The following is a 24,329-nucleotide window of genomic DNA, read 5'->3' on the forward strand; positions in this document are numbered from 1 at the left end:
GCGAACGCTGGGGTGACGGTATTGGCTACGCCGTCGCCTCGCGTTCCGCGATCTCGGCGAGTTGCTCGGCGCATTTGCTCCAGCCTTCGGTGAAGCCCATTGCCTCGTGCTGGTCGCGCGCCTCCTGCGTCCAGTGCTGCGCGCGGGCGGTATAGCGGGTCTGGCCGTTTTCCTCGGCGAATTCCCACCGGCCGGTCATGAACGGGGTTTGCGGAACCCAGCCGGCGGCGAACGCGTCGGTGGTGATGAAGTGTTGGAGCGGTACGACTTCCAGAAACACGCCTTCCGCGGCATGTTTTTCGCCCGCGGGACCACGCATGACCATGGCCGAGCGCCCGCCGGCGTACCATTCCTGGGCGACGATCTCGGTGGTCCAGGGCCTGGGGCACCACCATTCGGCCATGCGCTCAGTGGCGATCGCCCACACGGTGGCGAGCGGTGCGTTGATCAGGCGGGTAACGGAGAGTTCGTACGTGTCGGTCATGATGGCTCCTGGATGTCAGTCGCGATCAGGCGCGCCGAGCGGGAAATAGCTGCGGTACGGGCGGGCTTCCTCGACCGCGCGGGCAAAGGACGGGCGGGTGAGCAAGCGCGCGCGATAGGCGCGCAGATTGACGTGTGCCGGGTCGATCGGATGAACCCAATCGGCATAGAATAAGGCGGGCGCCGCGGCGCAATCGGCCAGGCCGAAGCCGCCCGCCGCCCACTCGCGGCCGGCAAGATGCGCGTCGAGCCAGATATAAGCGCGCTCGAGCGCGGCCTTGGCTTCCTCGACCTCGATCACATCGCGGCGCGCAGCCGGGCGCAGCGCATCGTTCACCACGCGCTGCACCTGATACATGACATGATGATCGAAAATGCGATCGAGCATGCGGACCTGCAACGCCGCGTCCGCATCCAGCGGCAAAAACCGCACCGCCCCGGGGTGCCGCAGGTGCAGATGTTCGATGATGATGCTCGATTCCATCACCGCATGCCCGGAATCGAGCAGCACGGGAAACTTGCCGAGCGGCCAGGCGCGCGCGAATTCCGCGCTGTTGCGCGGCTGGTCGGCGCCGAGCATGCGATAAGCGAACGGCGTGTCGTTCTCGTAGAACGCGATCAGCACTTTCTGGCAGTAGGACGAGAAGGGATGCGCGAACAGTTCGAGCATCAGCCGCCCGCCACTGCGCGCTCGATCGCGGCAATATCGATCCTGTGCATCGTCATCATCGCCCCGCCTCCCGCTCGCCTTTGTCTGGTCAGCCCGCGTTATCGCCGCGAGCAAGCTGCGCGGCGATATCTGCCATGATACACCCCATTAGTCCTTACACCAGCCGCAGCCGCTTTCCCGGCCGGATCCTCGGTGAGCTCCGGAACGACACGGCATCGACCGACGAATCGGGGAAGCTGGCGGCATCAAAGAGGCCGCCTTTTCCGCCGCGCCCTCATACCAGATGCACGGGACGATCCGGGCCGTCATGCTGGTGCCCCGTCGCCGGGGCGACCACGCCGAACATGGCGCCGTGCGGATCGCTCGCGACGATGATGCGATCGCCGCCGGGGACGTCCATCGGGCCGGCATGGACGGTGCCGCCCCCGCTCGCCACTTTTGCGGCCGCGGCGTCGATATCAGGCGCACGGAAATAGAACTGCCAGGCAGGCGGCGGGCCGGGCAGCGCGGTCATCGTCGCGCCGATCGTCTCGTCGCCGGCCGCCACAAAGACGTAATCGCCCATCTCGCCCATCGCCAGCTTGTCGGGATAGGTCCAGCCGAACAGGTCGGCATAAAAGGCGTTGGCAGCGGCCTGATCGGGCGTGTTGAGTTCGTTCCAATTGCATTTGCCCATGCCGGTGCGATCCCAGGCGGTGCTTTCACCGTCACTCGCGCCGCGCATGACATAAAAAGGAATGCCCTGGGGATCGGCGACCAGCGCGAGCCGGCCGACCCCGGGCAGATCGTGCGGCCCGCTGATCAGGCTGCCACCGGCGGCGATGACCTTGGCGACGATGGCATCGGTATCATCGACGCCGAGATAGAATTTCCAGCCCGGCCCTATGCCGGGCGGCCGCTCGCCCGCTGCGCTGGCCAGCGCGCCGATGAAATCGCCATTGCCGCAGTCGATCATGCGGTAATCCATCCCGCCCGGTTCGGGCGGGTGGACTGTCCAGCCGATGACCTGTTCGTAAAATGCCTTGGCCGCGTCGGGATCGGGCGACGTCAGCTCATACCAGATCGGGCTGCCATGAAGATTGCGCATCTTGCGTCTCCTATTGGTCAAGGATTGGCGTGAAGCCGCCGAAGATCATGCGTTTGCCGTCGAACGGCATCTCAGCGGGCGGGGTTTTCATGCGTTCGTCCGCCGTGATCCTTTTCATGCCGGCGTCGCGCGCGGTCTTGTCGGGCCATTCGACCCAGGAAAAGACGATATTCTCGCGGTCCTCGGCGTGCACGGCGCGATAGAAATCGGTGACCTGGCCGGCGGGCACGTCATCGCCCCACGCTTCGACGATCCGTGTCGCGCCGTGCTCCTGAAACATTGGCGATGCCTTGCGCGCCATGGCGAAATAGGCCTCCTTCCGGTCCGGCAGGACGGGGATGAGGAAACCATCGACATAGCCGGTGGCACCGCGCGGGCCGTCATCCATTTCGGGCAGAAAGCCGGCAAAAATCATGCGTTGCCCGTCAAACGGCATCTCGCCCATCTCGGCCATGCGCGGATCCTCCATCATGCGCTTCATGCCATTTTCGTAAACCTGCTTGGAGGGCCATTCGAGCCAGCTGAATACGACGGTCTCGTCATCCTTGGCCTGCACTGCGGTGCGGAAGTCGTTGAGTTTGCCCGGGGGAACATCATCGCCCCAGCATTCCACCATGCGCGTCATGCCGAATTCGCGGAACAGGGCGACCGACTTGGTGGCGTGATCGATATAGGCCAGCTTGTTGGCGCTCGGCACGGCGAGCACGAACCCTTGGACATAAGGCATCATCGTTTCTCCTTGAGGGCGGATCAGGCAGCGATCGGTTCGGCCCGGAAATCCGCCAGATGCGCGGCCAGCGCGCGCTGGTAGGCCGGGCGCGCTTCGCCGCGCGCGACATAAGCGGCGAGATTGGGGAATTCATCGAGCAGGCCGCTATCGTGCAACCCGCGCAGCACTGACACCATGATCAGATCGCCGACGCTGAAATCGCCATCGAGCCACGGCTTGTCCCCCAGGGCGGTGGACAGATCGGCCAGACGCGCGCGGATATCCTCGACCACGGTGGGGCGGCGCGCGGCCGACCAGGGGCGATCCGCTTCGAAAATGTCGACGACTGCCAGTTGCATGACGCACGGCTCGACCGAATTGAGCGCGGCGATCACCCATTGCTCGGCGCGCGCCTGCCCCGCGGGATCGGCGGGCAGCAGCCCCGGCGCCTGGCGCGCGATGTGCAGCGCGATCGCGCCGGATTCGAAGATGTCGACCGTGCCGTCGCGATAGGTCGGGATCTGGCCGAAGGGCTGGAGGCGGCGATGCGCCGGGCCTTTGACGGTCTCGAAATCGATCACATCGACAGTATAGGGCTGGCCGGTCTCCTCGAACGCCCAGCGCGCGCGCATGTCACGGACGTAGGAGCGGGCGAACTCGGGCACCCATTCGAACGCGGTGATGATCGGGGTCATGATGTATCTCCCTGCTGGTGGCTTGCTCAGGCCGCGGCGTCGGCCATCTGCTGGGGGCCGTCCGCCGCGGCGGCGGGGTCCATCCAGAAGGGGCCAAAGCCATGACCGTCGGGATCGGCAAAGGCGCGCGAATACATGAAGCCTATGTCTTCGGCGTCGTGCAGTTGCGCGCCTCCCGCCGCGACCGCCGCCGCGGTAATCGCATCGACTTCGGCGCGGCTGTCGAACGCGAGCGCCAGCAGCATGCCACTGGTGCTGTGCGCGTCGATGATCTGCTTGGGCGTGAAGGTGCTATAGAAAGCGTGGTCGAGCAGCATGAAGTGGATGGTGTCGGACCAGACCATCGCCGACGCCTGCGGGTTGGAGAACTTCTCGTTCTTCACCATCCCGATCGCTTCATAGAACGCGGTGGATGCCGCCACGTCGGCGACCGGCAGGTTCACGAAAATCATCCTGGCCATATGTCTCTCCCTGCGTGCGAAACGCTCCATCGGGCGAATCGCGATTTGACGATGATGCCGCCGACGGTTAGTAAAAACAACTATGAAGTTAGAAAAAGTAACTAGAACTGAGACGGTCGATCGAAAATGGTATGACGATGCCTGTGGCACGGCGCTGGGCATGGAACTGGTCGGCGAGCGTTGGTCGCTGCTGATCGTCCGCGAATTGCTGCTCGGGCCGCGCCGTTTCGGCGATCTGCGCTCGGGGCTACCCGGGATCAGCGCCAACGTGTTGACACAGCGGCTGGAGGGGCTCGCGGCAGCGGGGATCGTGGCCCGCGAGATACTGCCACCGCCGGCGCGCGCGCAGGTCTATCTGCTGACCGCGTGGGGGCGAGAGTGCGAGTCGGTCGTGCTGGGGCTGGGGCGTTGGGCGCTGCGTTCGCCGCGGCATGATCCGATGCTGCATTTCTCGCCGACCGCGCTGCTGCTGTCGCTCAAGATGCTGCTGGTGCCCGAGCGGATCGGCGATCTGGTCGCGACGATCGGATTTGAGCTGCGCGGCGAAGAGTATGTCGCGCGCGTGGCGGACGGGGCGATCAGCGTGGCACGGGCGCCGGTGGCGGGCGCGGATGCGGTGCTGACGGGCGAAACGAATGCGTTTCTGCCGGTCTTTTACGGTGGCCTCCCGCTGCTATGGGCGGTGGACTCGGGCGCGCTGGGCATGAAAGGAGATGTCGCGCTGGCAACGCGTTTTGCGACGCTGTTCGCGTTGCCCGATAAGGTGGGCTGAGCCGTCAGGCGGCGATCTGCGCGCGTTCGGTTTCCGCGATCCAGCCGCCGCCCAGCACGCGATCGCCATCGTACAGCACCGCCGCCTGCCCCGGCGAGACGCCATATTCGGGCGCATCGAACAGCACGCGGCCGTTCTCCAGCCGTGCCGGCACGGGCTGGGCCATCGAGCGCACCTTGGCGGTCAGCGGCCCGGCATGATCGCCGCCGAGCCAGTTGATCTCGGTCAGCCGCGCGGCATCGACCGCCAGCGCGCGGCGCGGGCCGACCACGACGCGGCGCGTGTCCGGCTCGAGCCGGACGACATAGAGCGGCTCGGGGCTGCCGCCGATTTCGAGCCCGCGGCGCTGGCCCACGGTGAAATTGACGATGCCGGCATGCGCGCCGAGCTCGCGCCCGGCGAGATCGACGATCGCCCCGCCCGCGGCCGCCTCGGGGCGCAGTTTCTTGACCAGGCTGGCATAATCGCCATCGGGGACGAAGCAGATATCCTGGCTGTCGGGCTTGCCGGCGACGGCGAGACCGAATTCGGCGGCGAGTTCGCGGACGCGCGCCTTGGGCAGACCGCCCAGCGGGAAACGCAGATAATCGAGCTGATCCTGCGTGGTGGCGAACAGGAAATAGCTCTGATCGCGCGCCGGATCGATCGCGCGGTGCAGTTCGGCACCCGCTGGCCCCGCGACGCGGCGGACATAGTGGCCGGTGGCCAGGCAATCCGCGCCAAGATCGCGCGCGAGCGCGAACAGATCGGTGAATTTCGGCCCCATATTGCAGCGCACGCAGGGAATCGGCGTGCGTCCGGCGAGATATTCATCGGCAAAGCCATCGATCACCTGTTCGCGAAAGCTGGTCTCGTGATCATAGACATAATGCGCGATGCCCAGCCGATCGCACACCGCGCGGGCATCGCGAATGTCGCGCCCGGCGCAGCACGCGCCGCTGCGACCGACCGCCTCGCCATGATCGTACAGCTGCAGCGTGATGCCGATCGTTTCCGCGCCCGTGCGCTGGGCAAGCCCTGCCACGACCGACGAATCGACCCCGCCGGACATCGCCACGACGATGCGTTTGCCCCTGAGATCGGCGCCGAGCTGAAAATCACCGCTGTCGGTCATGCCGCGGCCATAAGCCCCAAACCCGTCCATTGCAAAAAGTCGCGCACCGCGCGGCGTCTTTACCCGGCCTTTAGATTGACACGGTATCACCCGTGCCTTCGCTGCTTGAGCTAAGGGCGCAGATTGGATCTATCTTTTCCTCGTTTCGACCATGCCGCGGCGGCGACGCTGCTGCCGCCCGATCTGGCCGTCATGCTCGTCGCGATCGTGGCGCGTCAGACGGCAAGCCCGACGGCCCTGTCCCACGCGCGGCTGGCGGATGAGGTGGTGACCGGGCTGCGCCTGGCGCCGCTGAGTGGTGCGTTCAACGCCGCGGTGGCAGCGTCCTTGCTGTCGGAAACAGATATAAAGGCAATATTTACCGAGCCGCTTTAAGCTGTGTTCAAATCCGAGGCCTATGGCTCGCTTATGCGAACGATTGTTTGAAATTGAACGGGTGCCCCCGCCCCCATCCGAGGTTGCTATGATTGAGAACCAGAACATCCGCCCTGCCAAGGTGATCGGGCCGCTCGGCGAACCGCTGACACTGGATAGCCTGCCGCCGCGCGAAACGACCCGCTGGGTCGTGCGGCGCAAGGCCGAAGTGGTGGCAGCGGTCAATGGCGGGCTGCTGTCGGTCGACGAAGTATGCGATCGCTACGGTCTGACGGTAGAGGAATTCGCCAGCTGGCAGCGCGCGATCGATCGCTCGGGCATGCCGGGCCTGCGGGTTACGCGCATTCAGCATTATCGGTCGCTCTACGATCGCCAGCAGAAATACTGAGCCATTCTCGCGTGCTAACAGGGCGGCCCACTCCTCGGCGAGGCGTGGGCCGTTTTTATTTGCCCTGCAAAAACAGACCGCTTGCGGAACAAATAACCGCGCTTGCGAGTCTTGTTTCCCGTAGCCCGATCAGCGGGCGTTAACAGAGGGAAAAATCATGGGTATCATCATTTGGCTCATCGTCGGTGGCGTCGTTGGTTGGCTTGCTAGCATGGTCATGCGCACCGACGGGCAGCAGGGCATCTTGCTGAACATCGTCGTCGGCATCATCGGTTCGGTGATCGCCTCGTTCTTGTTCGGCGGTGGCATCAACCAGGTCGTGACCGTGACGACGTTCCTCTATTCGTTGATCGGCGCGATCATCCTGCTCGCGATCGTTAACCTCGTGCGTCGCGGCAGCGTCCGCTAAAAGCGGCACTGCTGGTACGTGAAGAAGGGCCGTCCGGGCGACCGGGCGGCCCTTTTCGTTATTTCAGCAGGAAGCGGACGCTGAGCGTGACCGTGACATCCGTCTCGCCCGGTGCGATCTGCGTGTCGGATTCCGCTTTCGCCAGGCGGAACGCCATCGGGGGCGGCGCGCCACCGGCATTTTCGCCATTCTCGGCGATCGAGACAATGCGGGCGACAGTCAGACCAGACGCCCTGGCATACAGCTCGGCGCGCGCGCGGGCGCGCTTGATCGCATCGGCGCGCGCTTCGTCGAGCGCCGCGTCGGGCCGGTCGATCGACAGGTTCGGCCCGTCGATCTGGTTGGCGCCTTCCTTGACCAAGGCATCGAGGATCGCGCCCGACCTGGCGATGGCGCGAAAGCGCACCGACACCGTGTTACTGGCCTGATACCCAGTGATTACCGGCGGGACATTTTCGCCATAGCGATATTGCGGCTGCAGACTGACATTGGCGGTGGCGATATCGCGTTCGGCCACGCCCGCACGTTTGAGCGCCGCCAGCACGCGGCCAAGCCGTTCGGCATTCTCGGCCAGCGCGGCGCCGGCGCTGGCATTTTGCGTCACCACGCCGGCGCGGATCGTCGCCAGATCGGGCACCCGGGTGGTCTGGCCCGTGGCGGCGATGTCGAGCACGGTGCCGTCGGCCTGGATCATCGGCACCACCGATGGCGCGGTCTGCGCGACCGCAGCGGACCAGGGGGCGGCAACGGCGAGGGCCGTGAGCGCAAGCAATTTCATGATAAACTCCTGTCGTCGTTCAAGCCGGGCGGCCTGCCGCACCGGCCATGCCAGCGATCGGCCAACGCCAGCTGAACGGGGCAGTCGGCCCGCGTTCAGCCGGGTCGGTCAGCGTCGGCGGCGCGTGGCCACCATACGGTACAGCGCCAGCAGGATCACCGCACCGAGCGTGGCGGCGGCATAGCGCTCCCACGTGGCGCGCGGCACCCAGCCGATCAGCGGCGCGAGATAGCCGCCCAGCAGCGCGCCGGCGATACCGATCAAGATGGTGACGATAAACCCACCGGGATCGCGCCCGGGCATGATGACCTTGCCCAAGATGCCGGCCACCAGGCCGATCAGGACCCACCCCAGAATTCCTTCAGCAAGCATCGTATATCCCCAATCCCGTCAACCGGCCCCAGTGGCCGACCGCGCGGACGGTTGCGTCGGCGTGGCCGGAAAGCAACACGTTTCTGGATCGTCGCGGTTCGGCGACGGGATTATCAATCCGCCGTTGCGAAGCGTTGCTCATCTTGCGAATTGACCACGAACCGGGCAAGACACCAGCGTTGCGGAAGGGCCTTGAGATCGGTGCCTTATTTCGCTAACACAGTCCGCGATTGACGGTGCTGATGGACCGGGGCGGACGGAAAGTGACAGGCATGAATTACGAATCGGCAACGGTCGACAATGACGGGCGCCTGGCGTTGCCTGCCGAGAGCGGCCGGCCGAGGCGCAAATGGTGGGTGATCGGCATCGTGGTGGTGCTGGCGCTGCTCGCCGTCGGCTATTTCCTGTCCAAGCGCGCCGCGCCACCCGCGGCTGCGGCGCAAGGCGCCGCGGCACTGCCCAGCGTGACCGTGGCCGTGCCCGGGCGACAGATGGTGGCACGCGTGATCTCGGCCACCGGTACGCTCGCGGCACGGCGCGAAATGCCCGTCGGCGTGGCGGGCGAGGGCGGTCTGGTGACGCGCGTGCTGGTCGAACAAGGCCAGTGGGTCGGCGCGGGCCAGGTGCTGGCGACGGTCGATCGCTCGGTTCAGGCGCAGACCGCGGCCAGCCTGGCGGCGCAGATCAACGTGGCACGTGCCGATCTCGCGATCGCCGAATCCGAGGTGAAGCGCGCAGCGGCCCTGGTCGATCGCGGGTTCATTTCCAAGGCCGATCTGGAGCGCCGTACGGCAACACGCGATGCCGCGCGGGCGCGCGTCAGCGTGGCGCAGGCGGCGCTGGGCGAACAGCAGGCGCGCAACGGGCGGCTCGATATTCGCGCGCCCGCCGCCGGGCTGATTCTGACCCGCGCGGTGGAGCCGGGGCAGATCGTTAGTTCGGGCTCGGGCGTGCTGTTCCGCATGGCCAAGGGCGGCGAGATGGAAATGCGCGCATTGCTCAGCGAAGCCGATCTCGCGGGGCTGAGCGTGGGCGTGCCGGCCATCGTCACGCCGGTCGGCGGGGCGCAATCGTTCAAGGGGCAGGTCTGGCAGGTATCGCCGGTGATCGACCCGCAAACGCGGCAGGGCGTGGCGCGCATCGCCTTGTCCTACAATGCCGCGTTGCGCCCCGGTGGCTTTGCCGCGGCGGACATCACCAGCGGCGGCGCGCAGGCGCCGCAACTGCCCGAATCCGCGGTGTTGAGCGACGACAAGGGCAATTACGTGTTCATCGTGGGAGCCGGCAACAAGGTCGAGCGGCGCACCGTGAAGGTCGGCGCGGTATCCGATGCTGGCGTGGCGATTGCTTCCGGTTTGAGCGGCAGCGAACGCGTGGTATTGTCCGCCGGCGCCTTCCTTAATCCGGGCCAGCAGATCAATCCGGTCGTCGCCCCCGTGACCGCGGCGGCAGCAAGCAAAGGCTAAGCCATGAGCTTTCGCAATATCTCGGCCTGGTCGATCCGCAATCCGGTGCCGCCGATCGTGTTGTTCGTCGCGCTGACGCTGGCCGGCATCGTCAGCTTCATGCGGCTCGACGTCAACCAGGATCCGGACATCGATTTCCCGATCGCCTATGTCCAGATCAGCCAGCCCGGTGCGGCACCGAGCGAGCTCGAAACGCAGGTGACCAAGCGGGTCGAGGCGGCGGCGCGCAACGTGCAAGGCGTCGACGAATTGCGTTCGACCGTGTCCGAAGGCAGCTCGCAGACCATATTGCAGCTCAAGATCGGCGCCGATATCGATCGTGCGGTCAACGATCTGCGCGATGCGATCACGCAGATCCGCAGCAACCTGCCCGACGGCATTCTCGAACCGCAGATCGGCCGCGTCGATACATCGGACAACGACATCGCCAATTTCTCGGCGATCACCAGCGACATGACGGTCGAGCAGTTGAGCTGGTACATCGACGATACGGTGGCCAAGGAATTGCTGTCGATCCCCGGCATGGGCGGGGTGGAGCGCAACGGCGGGGTCAGCCGCGAAATTCGCGTGATCCTGGATCCCGTCAAGCTGCAGGCGCTCGGGCTCACCGCACCCGCGGTCAACGCGCAATTGCGCCAGGTCAACATCAACGCCACCGGTGGCAAGGCGCAGATCGGCGGTTCCGAGCAATCGGTGCGGGTGCTGGGCAACGCCATCGACGTGCGCACGCTGGGCGATACGCAGATCAGTCTGGGCACGGGGCGCACCGTGCGGCTCGCCGACATCGCCGATGTGCGCGATTCCTATGCCGAGCAGACCTCGCGCGCCGCGTTCAACGGGCAGCAAGTGGTGTCGTTCGATTTCAAACGCTCCAAGGGCGCGTCGGATGTGACGGTGTTTCACGCCGCCGAGGAGAAATTGAAGGAGCTCGAGAAGCGCAATCCCAAGGTGCGCTTCGAGATGCTGTCGACCAGCGTCAACGATACCGAACTGGCCTATCATGGCGCGATCGACGCGATGGTCGAGGGGTCGGTGCTCGCCGTGTTCGTGGTGTTCCTGTTCCTGCGCGACTGGCGCGCGACGGCGATTTCCGCGCTGGCCATCCCGCTTTCCGCCATCCCGACCTTCTTCTTCATGGAGCTGATGGGCTTCAGCCTCAACCAGATGACGCTGCTCGCGCTCAGCCTGGTGGCGGGCGTGCTGGTCGACGACGCGATCGTGGAAATCGAAAATATCGTGCGGCACATGAAAATGGGCAAGACCGCCTATCAGGCATCGATCGACGCCGCCGACGAGATCGGGCTGGCGGTGCTCGCCACCACCATGTCGATCGTCGCGGTGTTCCTGCCCGTCTCGGTGATGCCGGGGATTTCGGGGCAGTTCTTCAAGAATTTCGGGCTTACCGTGGTCGCCGCGGTGCTGATGAGCCTGGCCGTCGCGCGCATGGTGACGCCGATGATCGCGGCCTATTTCCTGCGCCATCATGGCGAGTATACCAAGCCCGACGGCTTCGTCATGCGGCGCTATATGAGCACCTTGCGCTGGACGGTGGATCTGACGCGGATGCGCGCGGCGCAGGCCAAGGGCGGCATCTGGCGGGTGTTTGCGCGGTTCATGGATCACCGCGTATGGGTGTTGGGTATTGCCGGGCTCGCGCTGGTTGCCACGGTCGCGATCTTCATGATCCTGCCGCAGGAATTCCAGCCGCAGCGCGATAATGACCGCTCCACCGTGACGGTGGCGCTGCCCCCGGGCTCGACGCTGCAGCATACCGAACAGGTGGTGAATCAGGTCGCGGCCATGCTCGCGGCGCAAAAGCCGATGGTCACATCGGTCTATCAGCGCAGCTTCGTCGGCAATGGTCGCGTTACCGTGACGCTGAACGAGAATCGTACGCAGACCAGCGTGCAGTTCGAGCGCTCGATCGCGCCGCGCCTGGCGGCCATCCCGGATGCACGCGTGTCATTCCAGAATCAGAATGGCTGGGGCGGACCCAATCGCGATCTGTCGATCACGCTGGGCAGCGACAATCCCGAATTGCTGCAGCAGGCAGCGGACAAGATCGTCGCGCAGATGACCAGCCTGCGCGCGCTGCAGGCGCCGCGGATCGAGGGCGGCTTGCAGCGGCCGGAGATCGTGATCCGCCCGCGGCTTAATCTTGCCGCGGATCTGGGCATCACCACCTCGGCTTTGTCCAACGCCATCCGCGTGGCGACGATGGGCGATATCGACCAGAATTCGGCGCGGTATTCGCTCAGCGATCGGCAGATCCCGATCCGCGTCGCCTTTGCCCAGAATGCCCGTGAGCGGCTGGCCAATATCGAAAACCTTGCCGTACCGACGCAGACCGGCGGTTCGGTGCCACTCAAGGTGGTCGCTGAGATCGGTTTTGGCGCCGGGCCGACCGAGATTCAGCGCATCGCGCAGCAGCGCCAGCTGACGATCGGTGCCGATCTGTCGCCGGGCATCGTCGAGGGCGATGCGATGAAGCAGATCAACGCGCTGTCCGCGATCAAGGATCTGCCGATCGGCGTGTCGCGGCTGACCGTCGGCCAATCCAAGATGCAGGCCGAATTGGTCGCCAACATCATCATCGCCGTAGCCTCGGGCTTCCTGCTGTTGTTCGCCGTGCTGGTGCTGCTCTATCGCCGCTTCCTGCCGCCGTTCGTCAATCTGGGATCGCTGTTCCTGGCGCCGCTGGGCGCGTGCATCGCGCTGTGGATCGCCGGCATGTCGGTGTCGCTGCCGGTGTATATCGGGTTGCTCATGCTGCTCGGCATCGTCGCCAAGAACTCGATCCTGCTGGTGGATTTCGCGCTGGAGGAAATGTCCAAGGGTGTGCGGCGGTTCGATGCGATCCTGGATGCCGGGCACAAGCGCGCGCAGCCGATCGTGATGACCACGGTGGCGATGGTCGCCGGCATGGTGCCGACCGCGCTGTCTCTAACGGGCGATTCCTCGTTCCGCGCGCCGATGAGCGTCACGGTGATGGGCGGGCTGATCCTGTCGACCGTGCTCACGCTGCTGATCGTGCCATCGAGCTTCAGCCTGGCGCTGGGCATGGAACGCGCGATCGGGCGCAAGCTCGGCAGCCGGCTGATCTCGTTCAAGCCGGGCGACGATGGCAAGCCGGTGCTGGATCATGATCCGCACGCCGCGCTGCCCGGCGCGCGTCCACGCTTGCCGGGCGCGCCCGGCGACGCACCGCAGCCGGCGGAATAAGGCCGTGCTCCCCCGGCCGCCGGGGGAGGGGGGTGGCGAGGATTGGCGAGGGTGACGAACGAGCCGGACAACAGCCACGTCATGCCGATGCTGGCGCTGCATCTGGGGGGCTTGCTTCTGTGCGTCATGGGCGCGGTCGGACTATATCTTACCGTATTCGAAGGGCTGCGCATCCGCGATGGCAGTACGGGGGACCAGTGGAGTTTGGGCGAAAGCCTGCTGATGAATGTCGGCCTTTTGGCATGCGGCATTCTCGCTGCCTGGTGGGGCCAGCGGCGACCCCCCGCTTGACCGGTTGGGCGCCGGGGCAGTCTTGCGGGCGGGTGCCGACCGGGAGGCGATGGCACGCATTGAGCATCGCCACTTGAACAATCGCCCGTTTCGGGGATTGGTCATGCCATGAAGCTGCTGTCCCGCGCGTCCCGCCCATCCGAGCCGCCCCCGGCAGGGCTCAAGCAGATGCGCATCGTCGCCACCGGATTGCTGGTGGCGATGGCGGCGATCTTTATCGCCACCCGCGCGCTGGAGGGCGGGCATCCCGCTTATGGCTATATTCGTGCCTTTGCCGAGGCGGCGATGGTTGGCGGGCTGGCCGACTGGTTCGCGGTGACGGCGCTGTTCCGCCATCCGCTGGGGCTGCCGATCCCGCATACCGCGATCATCCCGCGCAACAAGGATCGCATCGGCGACACGCTGGCCGCTTTCCTGCGCGACAATTTCCTTACCCCCGTGGTGATCTCGCGGCGCATGCGGCGGATGGATATCGCCAGCATCGCCGGCGCGTGGCTGGCCAATCCGGGCGCATCGAGCAAACGCATCACGCGCGGCATCTCGCGGCTGGCGATCGAGGTGTTGCAGGCGCTCGATCAGGAGCGGCTGGGCGGGATGGTGCGCAGCGCGATGGTGCAGCAGGTGCGCGGGCTGAAATTGGCGCCGCTGCTCGGCCAGGCGCTGAGCGCGGCCATGGCGGACAACCGCCACTTGCCGATCCTCGACGGCATCGTCCGCGCCGCCGGGCAAGTGCTGGAGACCAATGAACAGCTGGTGCGCACCATGGTGCACGAACGCGCCGGCGCGGTGATGCGCTGGACCGGGCTGGACGAGACATTGTCCAACAAGATCATCGACGGGCTCAAGGGCTTGCTCCAGCAGATGGGCGAAAACCCCGATCATCCGCTGCGCGAGCGCGCCGAGGAGGCGCTGGCAACGCTGGCCGAGGATTTGCAGCATTCCGAGGCGATGGCGGCGCGCGTTGATGCGCTGAAACTGGCGATGCTGGAAAATCCGGCGATGCAGCGCTGGATCAACGGGCTGTGGGAGCAGGCGCGCGGCGCCATGCTGCGCATCGCGCGTGATCCGGAGAAATTGCTTGGCGGGCAGGTCGGCGAAGCGCTGCGCCAATTGGGCGAGACGCTGCAGCGCGAGCCGCGGCTGCGCGCCACGATCAACCGCTTCGTGCGCCGCGCCGTGGTCGGCACCGCGGCGGATTATGGCGACGCGATCGTGCGGCTGGTTTCGGAAACGGTGCGCGGCTGGGATGCCGAGACGATCACCGGGCGGCTGGAAAATGCCGTGGGCAAGGATCTGCAATTCATCCGCGTGAACGGCACGCTGGTCGGCGGGCTGGTGGGCGTGGCAATCCATACCGCGGATCGGTGGCTGTGAGGTTGGTCGGGCGTACCGGAAAGCGGGCCTTTTATCTCGTCACCCCAGCGCAAGCTGGGGTCTCATGCGGCTCCTGTCCCGCGCCCGCTGCCTGAGATCCCAGCTTAGGCTGGGATGACGAAGTTGGCGTGGCAGTTTTCGACCCCGGCGCATTCGGCGTCACCGTGACGCGGGGCTCACCAGTCGATGATCGTCCAGCCCTTGAGCTTGGCCAGCGCGCGGAGCGGCGCGTGCGGGTTGACCGCAAATGCCTCGTCCGCCCAGTCGAGCGCCGGCGCATCGGAGACGTGATCGGAATAGAAACGGATGTGCGCGTCCTCTCGGGCGATGCCTTCCTCGGCCAGCCACGCTTCGATCATGCGCAATTTCGCCGGGCCGTAGCAATTCTCGCCGGCGATCCCGGCGCGCACTGATCCGCCTGTGCTGTCGCGCGAATTGGTGGCGATGACATCGTCGAAGCCCAGCCGCGTGGCGATCGCGGTAACATAGAATCGATACGAGGCGGTGGCCATGACCAGCCGGTAGCCGGCGGCGCGATCCGCGGCGATGCGCGCCTCGGCGCCGGGGAATACCGCGACCCGCCCGGCAAACCGCTCGATCGAGGCATTGGCGCGTGTTTCGGGCAAGGTGTGCCCGAGCAGCAATCGTTGCGTGACGTGCTTGAGTCGTGCGCGATCGATCAGCTTGGCGCCATAAGCGGCGGTGGCGAGACCGGCGAGCGGCAACAGGGCAAGCCGCCACTTGGGCGCGGCGCCCACGGCGAAGGCGGTCCAGGTGGGCGCGACGGTGATCGTCTTGTCCATATCGTAGATGGCGATGTTAAGCATCGGCCCGTCTTACGCCGCAACCTGCTTGCCGATCCAGTGCGATTGCAGCATGGGGTGGGGCGATGAGTCAGAACGCCTCCTTCTCGCCCGACGACTCCGGCGTGCTAACCTTCAGTGGCGACCTGACGCTGGCGCGGATCGGCGACGTAGCGCAGCGCCTGCGCGCTTATGACGGCACCGTCTCCACGCTCGATCTGGCCGGGATCGGCCGTATGGATACGGTCGGCGCTTGGATCGTGCATCGCTTCGCGGCGGAGAAGGATGCCCGCATCGACGGGCTCGATGGCGACCAGCAGCATCTGCTGGCGCAGGTCAAGGATGCCGATCAGGTGGTGGCGATGCGCCCCGATCAGGGCAGCGGTTTCTCCCGCGTGCTGGGCGAGGTCGGCGACGCGACGATGGTCGCGCTGCACACGATGTACGGGCTGCTCGGTTTCATGGGCGCGACGGTGATCGCGTTCGGCGCGCTGATCCGCCACCCCAGCCGTTTCCGCTTCAATGCGACCGTGATGCGTTTCGAAGTCGTCGGCGTGTCGGCGCTGGGCATTATCGGGCTGATGAGTTTCCTGATCGGCATCGTCATCGCGCAGCAGGGCGCGGTGCAGTTGCGCCAGTTCGGCGCCGAGGTGTTTACGATCAATCTGGTCGGGCGGCTCACGCTGCGCGAACTGGGCGTGCTGATGACCGCGATCATGGTCGCCGGGCGCTCGGGCTCGGCCTTTGCCGCGCAGCTCGGCACGATGAAGCTGACCGAGGAAGTGGATGCGATGCGCACGATCGGCGTGTCGCCGATGGAGGCACTGGTGGTGCCGCGCACGCTCGCCGTCGTCATGATGATGCCGCTATTGGCCTTTTATTCCTCGCTAATCGCGATCATCGGCGGCGGTATCCTCAGCTGGGTGTCGCTCGATATTCCGCCGGTGACGTTTATTCAGCGTATCCGCGAGGTCGTGCCGATCACCGATCTGTACGTCTGTCTCGTGAAAGCGCCGGTATTCGGCGCGATCATCGCCATTTCGGGCTGCTTCCAGGGCATGTCGGTCGAATCCGATTCGGAGCAGGTCGGCATCCGCACCACCGCGGCGGTGGTACAGGCGATCTTCCTGGTCATCGTGCTGGATGCGTTTTTCGCGGTGTTCTTCACCTGGGTGGGGTGGATCTGATGCCGGCGGAAGACGACAACATCATCACCGTGCGCGGCCTCAAGAACGGGTTTGGCGAGCAGATCGTGCATGACGGGCTCGATCTGGATGTGCGGCGCGGCGAGATTTTCGGCGTGGTGGGTGGTTCGGGCACGGGCAAATCGGTGCTGATGCGCTCGATCGTCGGGCTGCAGACGCCGATGGAAGGCGCGATCACCGTGTTCGGTGAGGAAACGATCGGTCGTGATGAAACAGACGCGATCGATATCCGCAAGCGCTGGGGCGTGCTGTTCCAGGGTGGCGCTTTATTCTCCACACTGACGGTGGCCGAGAACGTGCAAGTGCCATTGCGCGAATTCTATCCCGATCTCGATCCGTCGCTGATGGATGAGATCGCCGCCTACAAGGTGGTGATGTCCGGCCTGCCGGCGGATGCCGGACCCAAATTCCCTGCCGAACTCTCAGGCGGCATGAAGAAGCGCGCGGGCCTCGCACGCGCGCTGGCGATGGATCCGGAATTGCTGTTCCTTGACGAGCCGACCGCTGGGCTCGATCCGATCGGCGCCGCGGCATTCGACGAACTGACCAAATCGCTCCAGAAGACGCTGGGGCTGACGGTATTCCTGATCACGCACGATCTCGACACGTTGTACGCCATTTGTGATCGTATCGCGGTGCTGGCCGACAAGAAGGTGATCGCGGTGGGCACGATCCCGGAACTGCTGGCGATGGACCATCCGTGGATCCAGGAATATTTCAACGGCCCGCGCGGCCGCGCCGCCACCGCGGCGATCGCGCGCAACGAAGAACGGGCCGAGGCCCAGGACCGGCAGCAGGACCGCACCCCCACGGGCGCGCCCGGGCTGGGCCGACAAGAAGCAGAGGCTGAAGGCTGATGGAAACCCGTTCGAACCATGTGCTGGTCGGTGCCGTGGTGCTGATCCTGCTCGCCGTGCTGGCGCTGTTCACGGTGTGGATCGCGCGGCTCAACGGCACCTCCGAGAAGGAGTATGACATCTTCTTCAAGCAATCGGTCGATGGCCTGAACAAGGGCTCGGTGGTGGCGTTTTCGGGCGTGCCGCTGGGCCAGGTTAAGGAGATCGCGTTGTGGAAGAAGGATCCGCAATTCGTGCGCGTGCGCATCACGGTCAAGGACGAGACGCCGGTGCTGGAAGGCACCACGGCGACCGTGCAGGGAAGCTTCACCGGCACCAGCACGATTCAGCTGGATGGCGCCAAAAAGGGCGCGCCGCCGATCGCCTGCCCGGCCAACGACGTACAGAGCGCCTGCCCGTTTGGCGTGCCGGTGATCCCGACCAAGGCCGGTGGCCTCGGCGCGTTGCTCAGTTCGGCGCCGCAGTTGCTCGAGCGACTGTCGACCTTGACCGAGCGGCTGACCGACATGCTCAGCGATCGTAACCAGAATTCGATCGCCGGTATTCTCGCCAACACCAATCGGCTGACCGACGCGCTGGCCGATCGCGGGCCGGAAATCGCCGCCACGCTGGCCGAAACGCGCATCGCGGTGCAGAAGGCCGGGATCGCCGCCGAGCAGATCGGCGTGCTGGCGGGGACGACCAACAGCCTGATCGCGGAGGATATCCGCCCGGCCGCGGCCAATCTCAACAAGGCCGTCGCCTCGGCGCAGGCGAGCATGGAGAATCTCAACGCCGCGATCGGCGATGCGCGACCCGGGCTGCAGGCGTTCAGCAAGCAGACCGTGCCCGAGGTCGGCCAATTGGTCCGCGATCTGCGCGTGATGTCCTCGGCGCTGACCTCGGTCGCCGAAAAGATCGATCAGGGCGGCGCCTCGACGTTGATCGGATCTCCGAAACTGCCGGATTATAAGGGTAAGAAGAAATGACCCTCCCGATGAAGAAGACATTCGCGCTGCTCGCGTTGTTGCCGCTCTCGGCATGCATCAGCTTCGGCGCCAAGCCGCCACCCTCGTTGCTGACGCTGACCGCGGCGCAGGCGCTGCCGACCGGGCAGACGCAAAGCTCGGCCACCGCTGCCACCATTACGATCGCCGTGCCGAGCTTCGCGCAGGCGCTGGCGACGACCCGCGTGCCGGTACAATCGAGCGAGACGACGCTCGCTTATGTGCCCGATGCGCAATGGGTCGAACTGCCCGGGCGGCTGTTCGCGCGGCTGATGTCGGACACGATCGCGGCCAAGACCGGCCGCGTCGTGCTGACCCCGGCGCAATCCTTTTCCGATCCGGGCGCGCGTCTGTCTGGCGAATTGCGCGCGTTCGGCGTGGATGCGATCCGCAGCGAAGCGGTGGTGACGTTCGATGCGTCGCTGATCCGGACGAGCGGGACGGTGGTCGAGAAGCGCCGCTTCGAAACGCGCGTGCCGATCGCGGCGATCGAGGCGGGCGCGGTCGGCGTCGGCATCAATCAGGCGGCGAACCAGGTGGCGAGCGACGTCGCCGATTGGGTCGGGCGCTAAAGCCTCAGCGCGCGCCCACGCGGCGCGTCGCCAGCGGCACGTCGCAGACGGTCAGGCCGGTGCGCACGGTCGGCGCGGCCGGCCTGTCGCGGAGCGCGATCATTGCGGCAAAGCGGGGGTTATCCGCCGCGCGATACTCATATCGGGGCCGCTCCGCCGCCGGGATATCGCTGGCCAGCCGCACCGAGATGATCGCGGTGCGCTCGGCCTCCGTCGCATAGACGCCCATGGCTGCATCGCTGCGCGGCATGGCGGACATATATTTCATCCCCTCGATGATCCGCCCGACCACCGTGTAATTGCGATCGAGCCGCCGCGCCGATTGCCCGATCGGCGTGAACAGCTCCGCGCCATTGCCGGTGCTGGGCAAGGCATCGCGGCCGACGCCGACCATGCCGTAGCAATGCGTCAGCCACGCCTGCCGCCCGTTGCCGGCGATCGGCCAGCCATCGGCGGTAATCCCGGCATACAACGCATAGGCATCGGGCCGCGGCAGCGTCTGCGCGGGCGTAAAGTCGGCAATCTCGAATTCGGCCGGCGGCACCGCGACGATGCCCGGCGGCAAGGGCTTCTTCTCCGTCGCATCGCCCCATTGCGCGACCCAATTCTCCTGCACGCGGTACACGCTGGTGGCATCCCACCAATGCGCCAGCGCCAGCGTACGCATATTGGCGAGATGCGCCGGCGCAAACCGCGCCGCCAGCCGGATGACGACCTGGCGATTACCGCTGAGCGTGATGATCATCAGCGCGTCGTCGGGGATCGGGCGCCAGTCGCCTTCTGCCGCATCGGACGGGAGCGGCGCGGGAGGCGGTGGTGCGGCGGCGGTGGCGGGGGCGGCTTGCGCGGCGAACAGCAGGAAGGGGATCAGCATGAGGCGAGAGTGACATAGCCGATCGGGGCAAGGCAACCGTTCACGCCTTGCGCACCGCCGCATCACGCTCTAGGCAACCGCTTCCGTCCAGGACATGCGGAGCGGTGGCCGAGTGGTCGAAGGCGCTCGCCTGGAAAGTGAGTATACGTCAAAAGCGTATCGAGGGTTCGAATCCCTCCCGCTCCGCCAACTCCTGTTCACACGTGTACAGCGTTGTCTCAAAATCACTGTTTATCTGAGGGCGGCGCGTCCTGTTGTGCATGGGAGTACCTCGCCATCTGCGCATGTCGAACGGCATCAGTAGGGTTGGCAGTAGGGTTGCCAGACGGCAACCCACTGCCTCTGCATGGTCAGAGAATGTAATCGGCCCAGGCCTGCATGAGCGCGACGCGCTTTTCCAGAATGTCGCTACGCTGGTATGCACGCGCCACTTCAGATCCCACAACGTGAGCAAGCGACACCTCGACCAGCTCCCGCTGAAAATCTGTCTTCTCCGCGGCCCAAGTGGAGAAGCTGCTTCGGAAGCCGTGCACGCAGTAGTGACCAACGTTCATTCGTCGCATCAGCTGAAGCATGGTCATATTGGAAAGAGACTTCCCGGCTTTCTGACCAGGGAAAAGCAAACCGGATTTTGCGTCGAGCGCCTCTAATAAGGCCAAAGCGGGCTTTGAGAGGGCTACGCGGTGATCGCGTGCCATCTTCATTCGGTCTGCAGGAATGCACCATGTAGCATTTGGGAGATCAAACTCTTCCCATACGGCCTCTCGTATCTCCGTTGTGCGACCTGCCGTAAGGATCGTCAGTTCCAGGGCACGTGCCGAAACCTCCCGCCGTTTCCGCAGCGCGATCATGAATTCGCGGAGATCGGCGTGCGGCATCGACGGTTGATGTCGCATTGGACCAGAACGTTGCTTTGCTAGGACGAGGGCTAGATTGCCGGCCCAAACCGCGGGGTTTTCCCCGGTTCGGAGCCCACGAACCTTAGCTACGTCGAGCACCGCCTGGATGCGACCACGCAACCGGCTCGCTGTCTCCTGCTTCGTCGTCCAGATCGGCCTTAAAATCGTCAGGACATCCTCGATATCGATGTCCGAGACGGGCGTTGCCCAAATTGGTGCGGCGTACGTGAAAAGCGAGTTCTCCCACTGCTGTACGTGCTTTGCATTTTTCCAAGCTGCTTTGCGGTCGTTGACAACCTCGAGAGCGAGTTCGCCGAACGTCACAGCAGATGCAGCAGATGCAGCAGATGCAGGCGCCTTCTGAGCATCCCAGATAGCTTTAGGATCGAGGCCTTGTCTGCGCAGGTCGGCAGCCTCCCGCGCGCGATTGCGAGCCTCTGCCAGCGGGACGAGGTCGAGCTTTCCTAGCCCGACTTCCCGGCGCTTGCCGTTGAGGGTATAGATTAACGCCCAAGACTTGGCGCCTGAGCGGCTAACGTTCAGGTAAAGATTGTTGCCATCCGGATGCCGTCCTTCGACCATCGGCCTCTTAATTGAAATTGCATTTAGACGATTGAACTGTTGTGCCATCGTAACCTCAGGCTGTCGCAGCATGCGCGAGCATGGCTTCTAAGTCGGATCGGAGGAGTATGGTTCTCGCCCCGAATTTGCGCGGCGTGATCCTTCCTGCCTTTATAAGCTGGTAAAGTGTTGTCCGACTGAGGCCGCACGCCGCTGCTGCGTCTTTGACGGAATAGGCTATGGGTTCTGACACTGTGGGAGCTCCAAATGTTATTGAAGCGTATCTAAATACAGTCCGTTCGCACGCCGGGTAGGCGCTGCGAAACCCATGTCTAGGCTAAGCGTGCGATTGAGACGCGGATTGCGTCCACGCTCAATCGACACGAGGGCCGCCTTAGGCGAATGGGTCCCTTTCTAAGCCAAGGACGGCTGCTGACTGGACAATGAGGTCGTAGAGATCTTGAACGATAAGCCGCTTTTCGTCGTTATCATCGCCGTCTTCTGTGAGCTCGGTTTGCCACATAATCCGTAGTTTTTGCTGGACTGCGATAAATGTGGGGGCAGGCATCGCGAGAAGGTGGGTCATTTTAGCTGCTACGCGCTCGCGCAGCGCCACGTCCCGTTCTTTAGGTGCCTCAAGAAGCTCGGCTTCAAGCTCGGTGTACTCGTGAAAAGCTTTGGCAAATGCATTCGTTGGATTAGCAGTCCGGGTAGCCACGATTCGATTCTCCACATCGTTTTGGGGTCAGGGCCTGGGCGCGGGTGCAACCGCGTTCAGGCCCGTCCACTACGTATGAATCGTGGAATCCCTGTTCAACCGCTTGTGAAAATGAGTTGGTGGCGATTACGGAGCCATCTGATGGCTACGCAGCCAAGGTCGCTGCGAGAATCTCTGTTCAAGCGTTTATGATACAAGTCAGGTATTTGGCGAGGTCGGACTATCTGGCACTGGGTCAGCGTCTGGATCGGGGTGTGGGCCATGCCGCAGTGATTCGGCTACGGCGTTCGACACGCTTATCCAGGATATGATGCTCGACACGGGGTCGAAACTCGATCGGTCATATCAGATCGATTTTTGCTCGAAGTATAGGATATGGATGTCTGGAGGGGCCAAACTCCATTGCTCATAGTAAGTATGTTTTTATCCAATATCCTGTATATACTCTTATATTCTCCTCTAATCTTCCGAAATTTAGAGAGAAGGAAAAAGAATATAAGAGAATATCCTATACTTTGGATAAAAAACTACTTTCTATAGGCAAACGAATTTAGGCCCCGAGCAGCGAGAACCCAGCTGGCAGGTCGCCTCGGAAATTGACCCCCCCGTGGCACCAGCCTGTAACCGACACAGCGGACACACGGTAATCCCGCCCAACCTGAGCCATTGTCATACCAGCTTTCACGTCCTGAATGGCTCGCAGCTGGGAAATGACGGGCACGTTGCCGGTTCCGGGCCGCATACGGCTCAGGGCCGCGCAGTCCTCGGATGTGGCCGACAGCCAGTTTTCGGCTACCTCGGCCTTCCACGGTTCGTAACCACCAGCCTCTCGGGTGGCTACGCTGCGGCTGCAGCGAAACACATGGGCGTAAAAGGAATCCGAGAAACCGGGCATCGCGAGGAAGATGCGAAGCTCGCGCTCGATCTCAGGCGGTAGTCGGCCCCAAACCCGGGGGCGCTTGATCCACTGGAGGGTCGTGGATTTTTCGGGCCGCTCATCGAGCAGCCCGCAATGGTACAGCATGGTTTATTGGTCCTGATATTCCTCCACCTCGATGAGGTAGAAGGTCACGGCCCCCGTCGAGGGAATATCCCCAGAGTCTGGCACGGGCGGGCCGCGATAGCTGATGAGAATTGCGCTCTTGCCGGGCGCAAGCTGGGCATAGCGTTGCAGATCGTCCGCCGCGCCCGGAAACGGGTTCTTAGCCAGGCGCTCATGGCTGACGCGGGATGACACGATCCGAGTAACGGGTCTCTCGATCTTGAGTTTATGGTTCCGCCAGGGCCTTATGACGTTCATATCCTGGATATAGGGCATAAATTGATATGTTGGCTGTGGATCAGAACGCCTGCGTCCCACACGCCCCGCCTCAAATGCCCGAATTTCGCCCGGGAACGGGGCGTACAGCGCGAAAACGACGTTGACCCCTGCCTGGGGTACCCCGACGCCTAAAAACGTCTGTAAGGGGCTTAAATCCGATCAAGGTCCAGGCCGCTGCCAACTCGAGCGCGAGCAGGACCAGCAATCCGGGCCATCCCAGCCACTGAGCCTGAATCAGCTTGGCGATGAGGCTAGGCTAAAGTTGGTTTGCTTCGAAGCGTCTCCGTTTAAGTGATTTTTCCGCGGCTAGAAGCCAGCAATATCGTTCGACGTAAATGTTCTAAGGTTGCGCGGCTGCTCCACATTTAATCTCCAGCTACCTCGCTGAGGGCGGTTCGCCGCGCGAGCGGGTGCCGTTAGGAGCAATGAGGCGTCGCTGCCCTACGACCTTGATCTGATATGCAAATTTATCAGCGAGATCGCTTCGAATGTTACTAATTAATAGGTAGCACAAGAGTTGTTATCGTATGCGTTGTTTAGTGTCACGCGAGTGTAAGTGTTGTGAAATAAATCTAGATAGTGTACTGGAATATTTCTCCGAATCACACTCAGAAATATGGCTAGAACACCAATGCTTTGATGCGAAAGTAAGAGGATTATCTATGTCCGCGGCGCATAATAGTAATTGAATGCGGACGGGATCGTGGTCGTCGGCGGTCGGTGCTAAAAAGAATAAGGTTTCAGACCTGCTGCAACCACTGCGCTTTCGGTACTCGCTCGGTCAGTTTCTGGGCCAGGGCGCAAAAAATATTGTTGGACGAGAAAGCATGTGCAAGTGTCCGTACAGCGTGGCTAAACGGCGTGGGT

28 protein-coding genes and 1 tRNA gene are annotated in these 24,329 nt (G+C 64.0%); 13 read left to right on the forward strand and 16 right to left on the reverse strand.

Going from position 1 to position 24,329, the window contains the following annotated elements; all coding sequences use genetic code 11:
• Positions 1–25 precede the first annotated feature (25 nt).
• The 6 genes from ABC969_RS07370 to ABC969_RS07400 form a co-directional block, all read right to left on the reverse strand.
• Positions 26–484, reverse strand: a complete 459-nt coding sequence (locus ABC969_RS07370) for an SRPBCC domain-containing protein (RefSeq protein ID WP_345864039.1) — start codon at positions 482–484, stop codon at positions 26–28.
• A 15-nt stretch (positions 485–499) separates the two neighbouring features.
• Positions 500–1,153: a glutathione S-transferase family protein gene (locus tag ABC969_RS07375; protein WP_427916127.1), complete on the reverse strand. Its 654-nt coding sequence runs from the start codon at positions 1,151–1,153 to the stop codon at positions 500–502.
• A 274-nt stretch (positions 1,154–1,427) separates the two neighbouring features.
• Positions 1,428–2,240 (reverse strand): VOC family protein, encoded by an 813-nt coding sequence (locus tag ABC969_RS07380; protein WP_345864040.1) that lies wholly within the window; start codon positions 2,238–2,240, stop codon positions 1,428–1,430.
• A 10-nt stretch (positions 2,241–2,250) separates the two neighbouring features.
• The gene (locus tag ABC969_RS16465) at positions 2,251–2,970 is read right to left on the reverse strand and encodes a DUF1428 domain-containing protein (RefSeq protein WP_427916128.1); all 720 of its coding nucleotides are present in this window, start codon (positions 2,968–2,970) and stop codon (positions 2,251–2,253) included.
• A 20-nt stretch (positions 2,971–2,990) separates the two neighbouring features.
• Positions 2,991–3,644: a glutathione S-transferase family protein gene (locus ABC969_RS07395; RefSeq protein WP_345864041.1), complete on the reverse strand. Its 654-nt coding sequence runs from the start codon at positions 3,642–3,644 to the stop codon at positions 2,991–2,993.
• Positions 3,645–3,670: 26 nt separating this feature from the next.
• A complete protein-coding gene (locus ABC969_RS07400) occupies positions 3,671–4,105 on the reverse strand; it encodes a VOC family protein (RefSeq protein ID WP_345864042.1) in 435 nt (144 codons plus the stop codon).
• An 82-nt stretch (positions 4,106–4,187) separates the two neighbouring features.
• On the opposite strand from ABC969_RS07400, the gene ABC969_RS07405 reads away from it, so the two are divergent.
• Complete coding sequence (locus ABC969_RS07405) at positions 4,188–4,877, forward strand: winged helix-turn-helix transcriptional regulator (protein WP_345864043.1); 690 nt, start codon at positions 4,188–4,190, stop codon at positions 4,875–4,877.
• 4 nt (positions 4,878–4,881) lie between these two features.
• Here ABC969_RS07405 and mnmA read toward each other — a convergent pair whose 3' ends face one another.
• Entirely contained in the window at positions 4,882–5,991 is a 1,110-nt protein-coding gene (mnmA, locus tag ABC969_RS07410) for a tRNA 2-thiouridine(34) synthase MnmA (RefSeq protein WP_345864044.1), read from the reverse strand.
• Between the two features lie 123 nt (positions 5,992–6,114).
• On the opposite strand from mnmA, the gene ABC969_RS07415 reads away from it, so the two are divergent.
• The 3 genes from ABC969_RS07415 (at position 6,115) to ABC969_RS07425 (ending at position 7,163) form a co-directional block, all read left to right on the forward strand.
• Positions 6,115–6,366, forward strand: coding sequence for a hypothetical protein (locus tag ABC969_RS07415; protein WP_345864045.1), 252 nt, complete (start codon positions 6,115–6,117; stop codon positions 6,364–6,366).
• Between the two features lie 88 nt (positions 6,367–6,454).
• A complete protein-coding gene (gene sciP, locus ABC969_RS07420) occupies positions 6,455–6,754 on the forward strand; it encodes a CtrA inhibitor SciP (RefSeq protein ID WP_345864046.1) in 300 nt (99 codons plus the stop codon).
• A gap of 157 nt (positions 6,755–6,911) precedes the next feature.
• Positions 6,912–7,163 carry a GlsB/YeaQ/YmgE family stress response membrane protein gene (locus ABC969_RS07425; RefSeq protein ID WP_345864047.1) on the forward strand — a complete coding sequence of 84 codons (252 nt, stop codon included), beginning with the start codon at positions 6,912–6,914 and terminating at the stop codon, positions 7,161–7,163.
• 58 nt (positions 7,164–7,221) lie between these two features.
• Here the strand turns inward: ABC969_RS07425 and ABC969_RS07430 are convergent, their stop codons facing one another.
• Both ABC969_RS07430 and ABC969_RS07435 read right to left on the reverse strand, forming a co-directional pair.
• On the reverse strand, positions 7,222–7,941 hold the full coding sequence (locus tag ABC969_RS07430; protein ID WP_345864048.1) for an SIMPL domain-containing protein: 720 nt from the start codon (positions 7,939–7,941) through the stop codon (positions 7,222–7,224).
• A gap of 108 nt (positions 7,942–8,049) precedes the next feature.
• Positions 8,050–8,313 carry a GlsB/YeaQ/YmgE family stress response membrane protein gene (locus ABC969_RS07435; protein WP_345864049.1) on the reverse strand — a complete coding sequence of 88 codons (264 nt, stop codon included), beginning with the start codon at positions 8,311–8,313 and terminating at the stop codon, positions 8,050–8,052.
• A gap of 272 nt (positions 8,314–8,585) precedes the next feature.
• Here ABC969_RS07435 and ABC969_RS07440 point away from each other — a divergent pair, with 272 nt between their 5' ends.
• The 4 genes from ABC969_RS07440 (at position 8,586) to ABC969_RS07455 (ending at position 14,666) form a co-directional block, all read left to right on the forward strand.
• Complete coding sequence (locus ABC969_RS07440; RefSeq protein ID WP_345864050.1) at positions 8,586–9,779, forward strand: efflux RND transporter periplasmic adaptor subunit; 1,194 nt, start codon at positions 8,586–8,588, stop codon at positions 9,777–9,779.
• A gap of 3 nt (positions 9,780–9,782) precedes the next feature.
• Positions 9,783–13,001: an efflux RND transporter permease subunit gene (locus ABC969_RS07445; RefSeq protein WP_345864051.1), complete on the forward strand. Its 3,219-nt coding sequence runs from the start codon at positions 9,783–9,785 to the stop codon at positions 12,999–13,001.
• A 51-nt stretch (positions 13,002–13,052) separates the two neighbouring features.
• The gene (locus ABC969_RS07450) at positions 13,053–13,292 is read left to right on the forward strand and encodes a hypothetical protein (RefSeq protein WP_345864052.1); all 240 of its coding nucleotides are present in this window, start codon (positions 13,053–13,055) and stop codon (positions 13,290–13,292) included.
• Between the two features lie 108 nt (positions 13,293–13,400).
• Positions 13,401–14,666 (forward strand): DUF445 domain-containing protein, encoded by a 1,266-nt coding sequence (locus tag ABC969_RS07455; protein ID WP_345864053.1) that lies wholly within the window; start codon positions 13,401–13,403, stop codon positions 14,664–14,666.
• 176 nt (positions 14,667–14,842) lie between these two features.
• Here the strand turns inward: ABC969_RS07455 and ABC969_RS07460 are convergent, their stop codons facing one another.
• On the reverse strand, positions 14,843–15,493 hold the full coding sequence (locus tag ABC969_RS07460; protein WP_345864054.1) for an HAD family hydrolase: 651 nt from the start codon (positions 15,491–15,493) through the stop codon (positions 14,843–14,845).
• A gap of 62 nt (positions 15,494–15,555) precedes the next feature.
• Between ABC969_RS07460 and ABC969_RS07465 the strand changes: the two genes are divergently transcribed.
• The 4 genes from ABC969_RS07465 to ABC969_RS07480 are packed head-to-tail and all read left to right on the forward strand — an operon-like array spanning position 15,556 to position 19,089.
• A complete protein-coding gene (locus ABC969_RS07465; protein WP_345864055.1) occupies positions 15,556–16,656 on the forward strand; it encodes an ABC transporter permease in 1,101 nt (366 codons plus the stop codon).
• Positions 16,656–17,531, forward strand: coding sequence for an ABC transporter ATP-binding protein (locus tag ABC969_RS07470; RefSeq protein ID WP_345864056.1), 876 nt, complete (start codon positions 16,656–16,658; stop codon positions 17,529–17,531). Before ABC969_RS07465 ends, ABC969_RS07470 begins: the two co-directional genes overlap by 1 nt.
• Positions 17,531–18,499 (forward strand): MlaD family protein, encoded by a 969-nt coding sequence (locus ABC969_RS07475; RefSeq protein ID WP_345864057.1) that lies wholly within the window; start codon positions 17,531–17,533, stop codon positions 18,497–18,499. Before ABC969_RS07470 ends, ABC969_RS07475 begins: the two co-directional genes overlap by 1 nt.
• Positions 18,496–19,089 carry an ABC-type transport auxiliary lipoprotein family protein gene (locus ABC969_RS07480; RefSeq protein WP_345864058.1) on the forward strand — a complete coding sequence of 198 codons (594 nt, stop codon included), beginning with the start codon at positions 18,496–18,498 and terminating at the stop codon, positions 19,087–19,089. Before ABC969_RS07475 ends, ABC969_RS07480 begins: the two co-directional genes overlap by 4 nt.
• Positions 19,090–19,093: 4 nt before the next feature.
• Here the strand turns inward: ABC969_RS07480 and ABC969_RS07485 are convergent, their stop codons facing one another.
• Positions 19,094–19,963, reverse strand: coding sequence for a peptidylprolyl isomerase (locus ABC969_RS07485; RefSeq protein ID WP_345864059.1), 870 nt, complete (start codon positions 19,961–19,963; stop codon positions 19,094–19,096).
• 98 nt (positions 19,964–20,061) lie between these two features.
• Here ABC969_RS07485 and ABC969_RS07490 point away from each other — a divergent pair.
• A tRNA-Ser gene (locus tag ABC969_RS07490) sits at positions 20,062–20,152 on the forward strand.
• 161 nt (positions 20,153–20,313) lie between these two features.
• Here the strand turns inward: ABC969_RS07490 and ABC969_RS07495 are convergent.
• From ABC969_RS07495 to ABC969_RS07510, 5 genes are all read right to left on the reverse strand, one after another.
• Positions 20,314–21,492, reverse strand: coding sequence for a tyrosine-type recombinase/integrase (locus tag ABC969_RS07495; protein WP_345864060.1), 1,179 nt, complete (start codon positions 21,490–21,492; stop codon positions 20,314–20,316).
• 7 nt (positions 21,493–21,499) lie between these two features.
• Positions 21,500–21,676, reverse strand: a complete 177-nt coding sequence (locus ABC969_RS16470; RefSeq protein WP_380808254.1) for a helix-turn-helix domain-containing protein — start codon at positions 21,674–21,676, stop codon at positions 21,500–21,502.
• A 141-nt stretch (positions 21,677–21,817) separates the two neighbouring features.
• Positions 21,818–22,141 carry a hypothetical protein gene (locus ABC969_RS07500; protein WP_345864061.1) on the reverse strand — a complete coding sequence of 108 codons (324 nt, stop codon included), beginning with the start codon at positions 22,139–22,141 and terminating at the stop codon, positions 21,818–21,820.
• Between the two features lie 550 nt (positions 22,142–22,691).
• Complete coding sequence (locus tag ABC969_RS07505) at positions 22,692–23,165, reverse strand: hypothetical protein (RefSeq protein WP_345864062.1); 474 nt, start codon at positions 23,163–23,165, stop codon at positions 22,692–22,694.
• Positions 23,166–23,168: 3 nt separating this feature from the next.
• The gene (locus tag ABC969_RS07510) at positions 23,169–23,459 is read right to left on the reverse strand and encodes a hypothetical protein (RefSeq protein ID WP_345864063.1); all 291 of its coding nucleotides are present in this window, start codon (positions 23,457–23,459) and stop codon (positions 23,169–23,171) included.
• Positions 23,460–24,329 lie beyond the last annotated feature (870 nt).

It is taken from the genome of Sphingomonas qilianensis, from assembly GCF_039614825.1.
Lineage (GTDB): Bacteria > Pseudomonadota > Alphaproteobacteria > Sphingomonadales > Sphingomonadaceae > Sphingomonas > Sphingomonas qilianensis.

Coding starts and splice junctions, on each gene's coding strand:
- ABC969_RS07470 (WP_345864056.1), top strand. CDS start 16,656: ATGCCGGCGGAAGACGACAACATCATCACCGTGCGCGGCCTCAAGAAC.
- ABC969_RS07475 (WP_345864057.1), top strand. CDS start 17,531: ATGGAAACCCGTTCGAACCATGTGCTGGTCGGTGCCGTGGTGCTGATC.
- ABC969_RS07395 (WP_345864041.1), bottom strand. CDS start 3,644: ATGACCCCGATCATCACCGCGTTCGAATGGGTGCCCGAGTTCGCCCGC.
- ABC969_RS07400 (WP_345864042.1), bottom strand. CDS start 4,105: ATGGCCAGGATGATTTTCGTGAACCTGCCGGTCGCCGACGTGGCGGCA.
- ABC969_RS07465 (WP_345864055.1), top strand. CDS start 15,556: ATGAGTCAGAACGCCTCCTTCTCGCCCGACGACTCCGGCGTGCTAACC.
- ABC969_RS07505 (WP_345864062.1), bottom strand. CDS start 23,165: ATGCTGTACCATTGCGGGCTGCTCGATGAGCGGCCCGAAAAATCCACG.
- ABC969_RS07370 (WP_345864039.1), bottom strand. CDS start 484: ATGACCGACACGTACGAACTCTCCGTTACCCGCCTGATCAACGCACCG.
- ABC969_RS07485 (WP_345864059.1), bottom strand. CDS start 19,963: ATGCTGATCCCCTTCCTGCTGTTCGCCGCGCAAGCCGCCCCCGCCACC.
- ABC969_RS07405 (WP_345864043.1), top strand. CDS start 4,188: ATGAAGTTAGAAAAAGTAACTAGAACTGAGACGGTCGATCGAAAATGG.
- ABC969_RS07510 (WP_345864063.1), bottom strand. CDS start 23,459: ATGCCCTATATCCAGGATATGAACGTCATAAGGCCCTGGCGGAACCAT.
- ABC969_RS07460 (WP_345864054.1), bottom strand. CDS start 15,493: ATGCTTAACATCGCCATCTACGATATGGACAAGACGATCACCGTCGCG.
- ABC969_RS16465 (WP_427916128.1), bottom strand. CDS start 2,970: ATGATGCCTTATGTCCAAGGGTTCGTGCTCGCCGTGCCGAGCGCCAAC.
- ABC969_RS07495 (WP_345864060.1), bottom strand. CDS start 21,492: ATGGCACAACAGTTCAATCGTCTAAATGCAATTTCAATTAAGAGGCCG.
- ABC969_RS07445 (WP_345864051.1), top strand. CDS start 9,783: ATGAGCTTTCGCAATATCTCGGCCTGGTCGATCCGCAATCCGGTGCCG.
- mnmA (WP_345864044.1), bottom strand. CDS start 5,991: ATGACCGACAGCGGTGATTTTCAGCTCGGCGCCGATCTCAGGGGCAAA.
- sciP (WP_345864046.1), top strand. CDS start 6,455: ATGATTGAGAACCAGAACATCCGCCCTGCCAAGGTGATCGGGCCGCTC.
- ABC969_RS07435 (WP_345864049.1), bottom strand. CDS start 8,313: ATGCTTGCTGAAGGAATTCTGGGGTGGGTCCTGATCGGCCTGGTGGCC.
- ABC969_RS07380 (WP_345864040.1), bottom strand. CDS start 2,240: ATGCGCAATCTTCATGGCAGCCCGATCTGGTATGAGCTGACGTCGCCC.
- ABC969_RS07455 (WP_345864053.1), top strand. CDS start 13,401: ATGAAGCTGCTGTCCCGCGCGTCCCGCCCATCCGAGCCGCCCCCGGCA.
- ABC969_RS07430 (WP_345864048.1), bottom strand. CDS start 7,941: ATGAAATTGCTTGCGCTCACGGCCCTCGCCGTTGCCGCCCCCTGGTCC.
- ABC969_RS07440 (WP_345864050.1), top strand. CDS start 8,586: ATGAATTACGAATCGGCAACGGTCGACAATGACGGGCGCCTGGCGTTG.
- ABC969_RS07425 (WP_345864047.1), top strand. CDS start 6,912: ATGGGTATCATCATTTGGCTCATCGTCGGTGGCGTCGTTGGTTGGCTT.
- ABC969_RS07480 (WP_345864058.1), top strand. CDS start 18,496: ATGACCCTCCCGATGAAGAAGACATTCGCGCTGCTCGCGTTGTTGCCG.
- ABC969_RS07375 (WP_427916127.1), bottom strand. CDS start 1,153: ATGCTCGAACTGTTCGCGCATCCCTTCTCGTCCTACTGCCAGAAAGTG.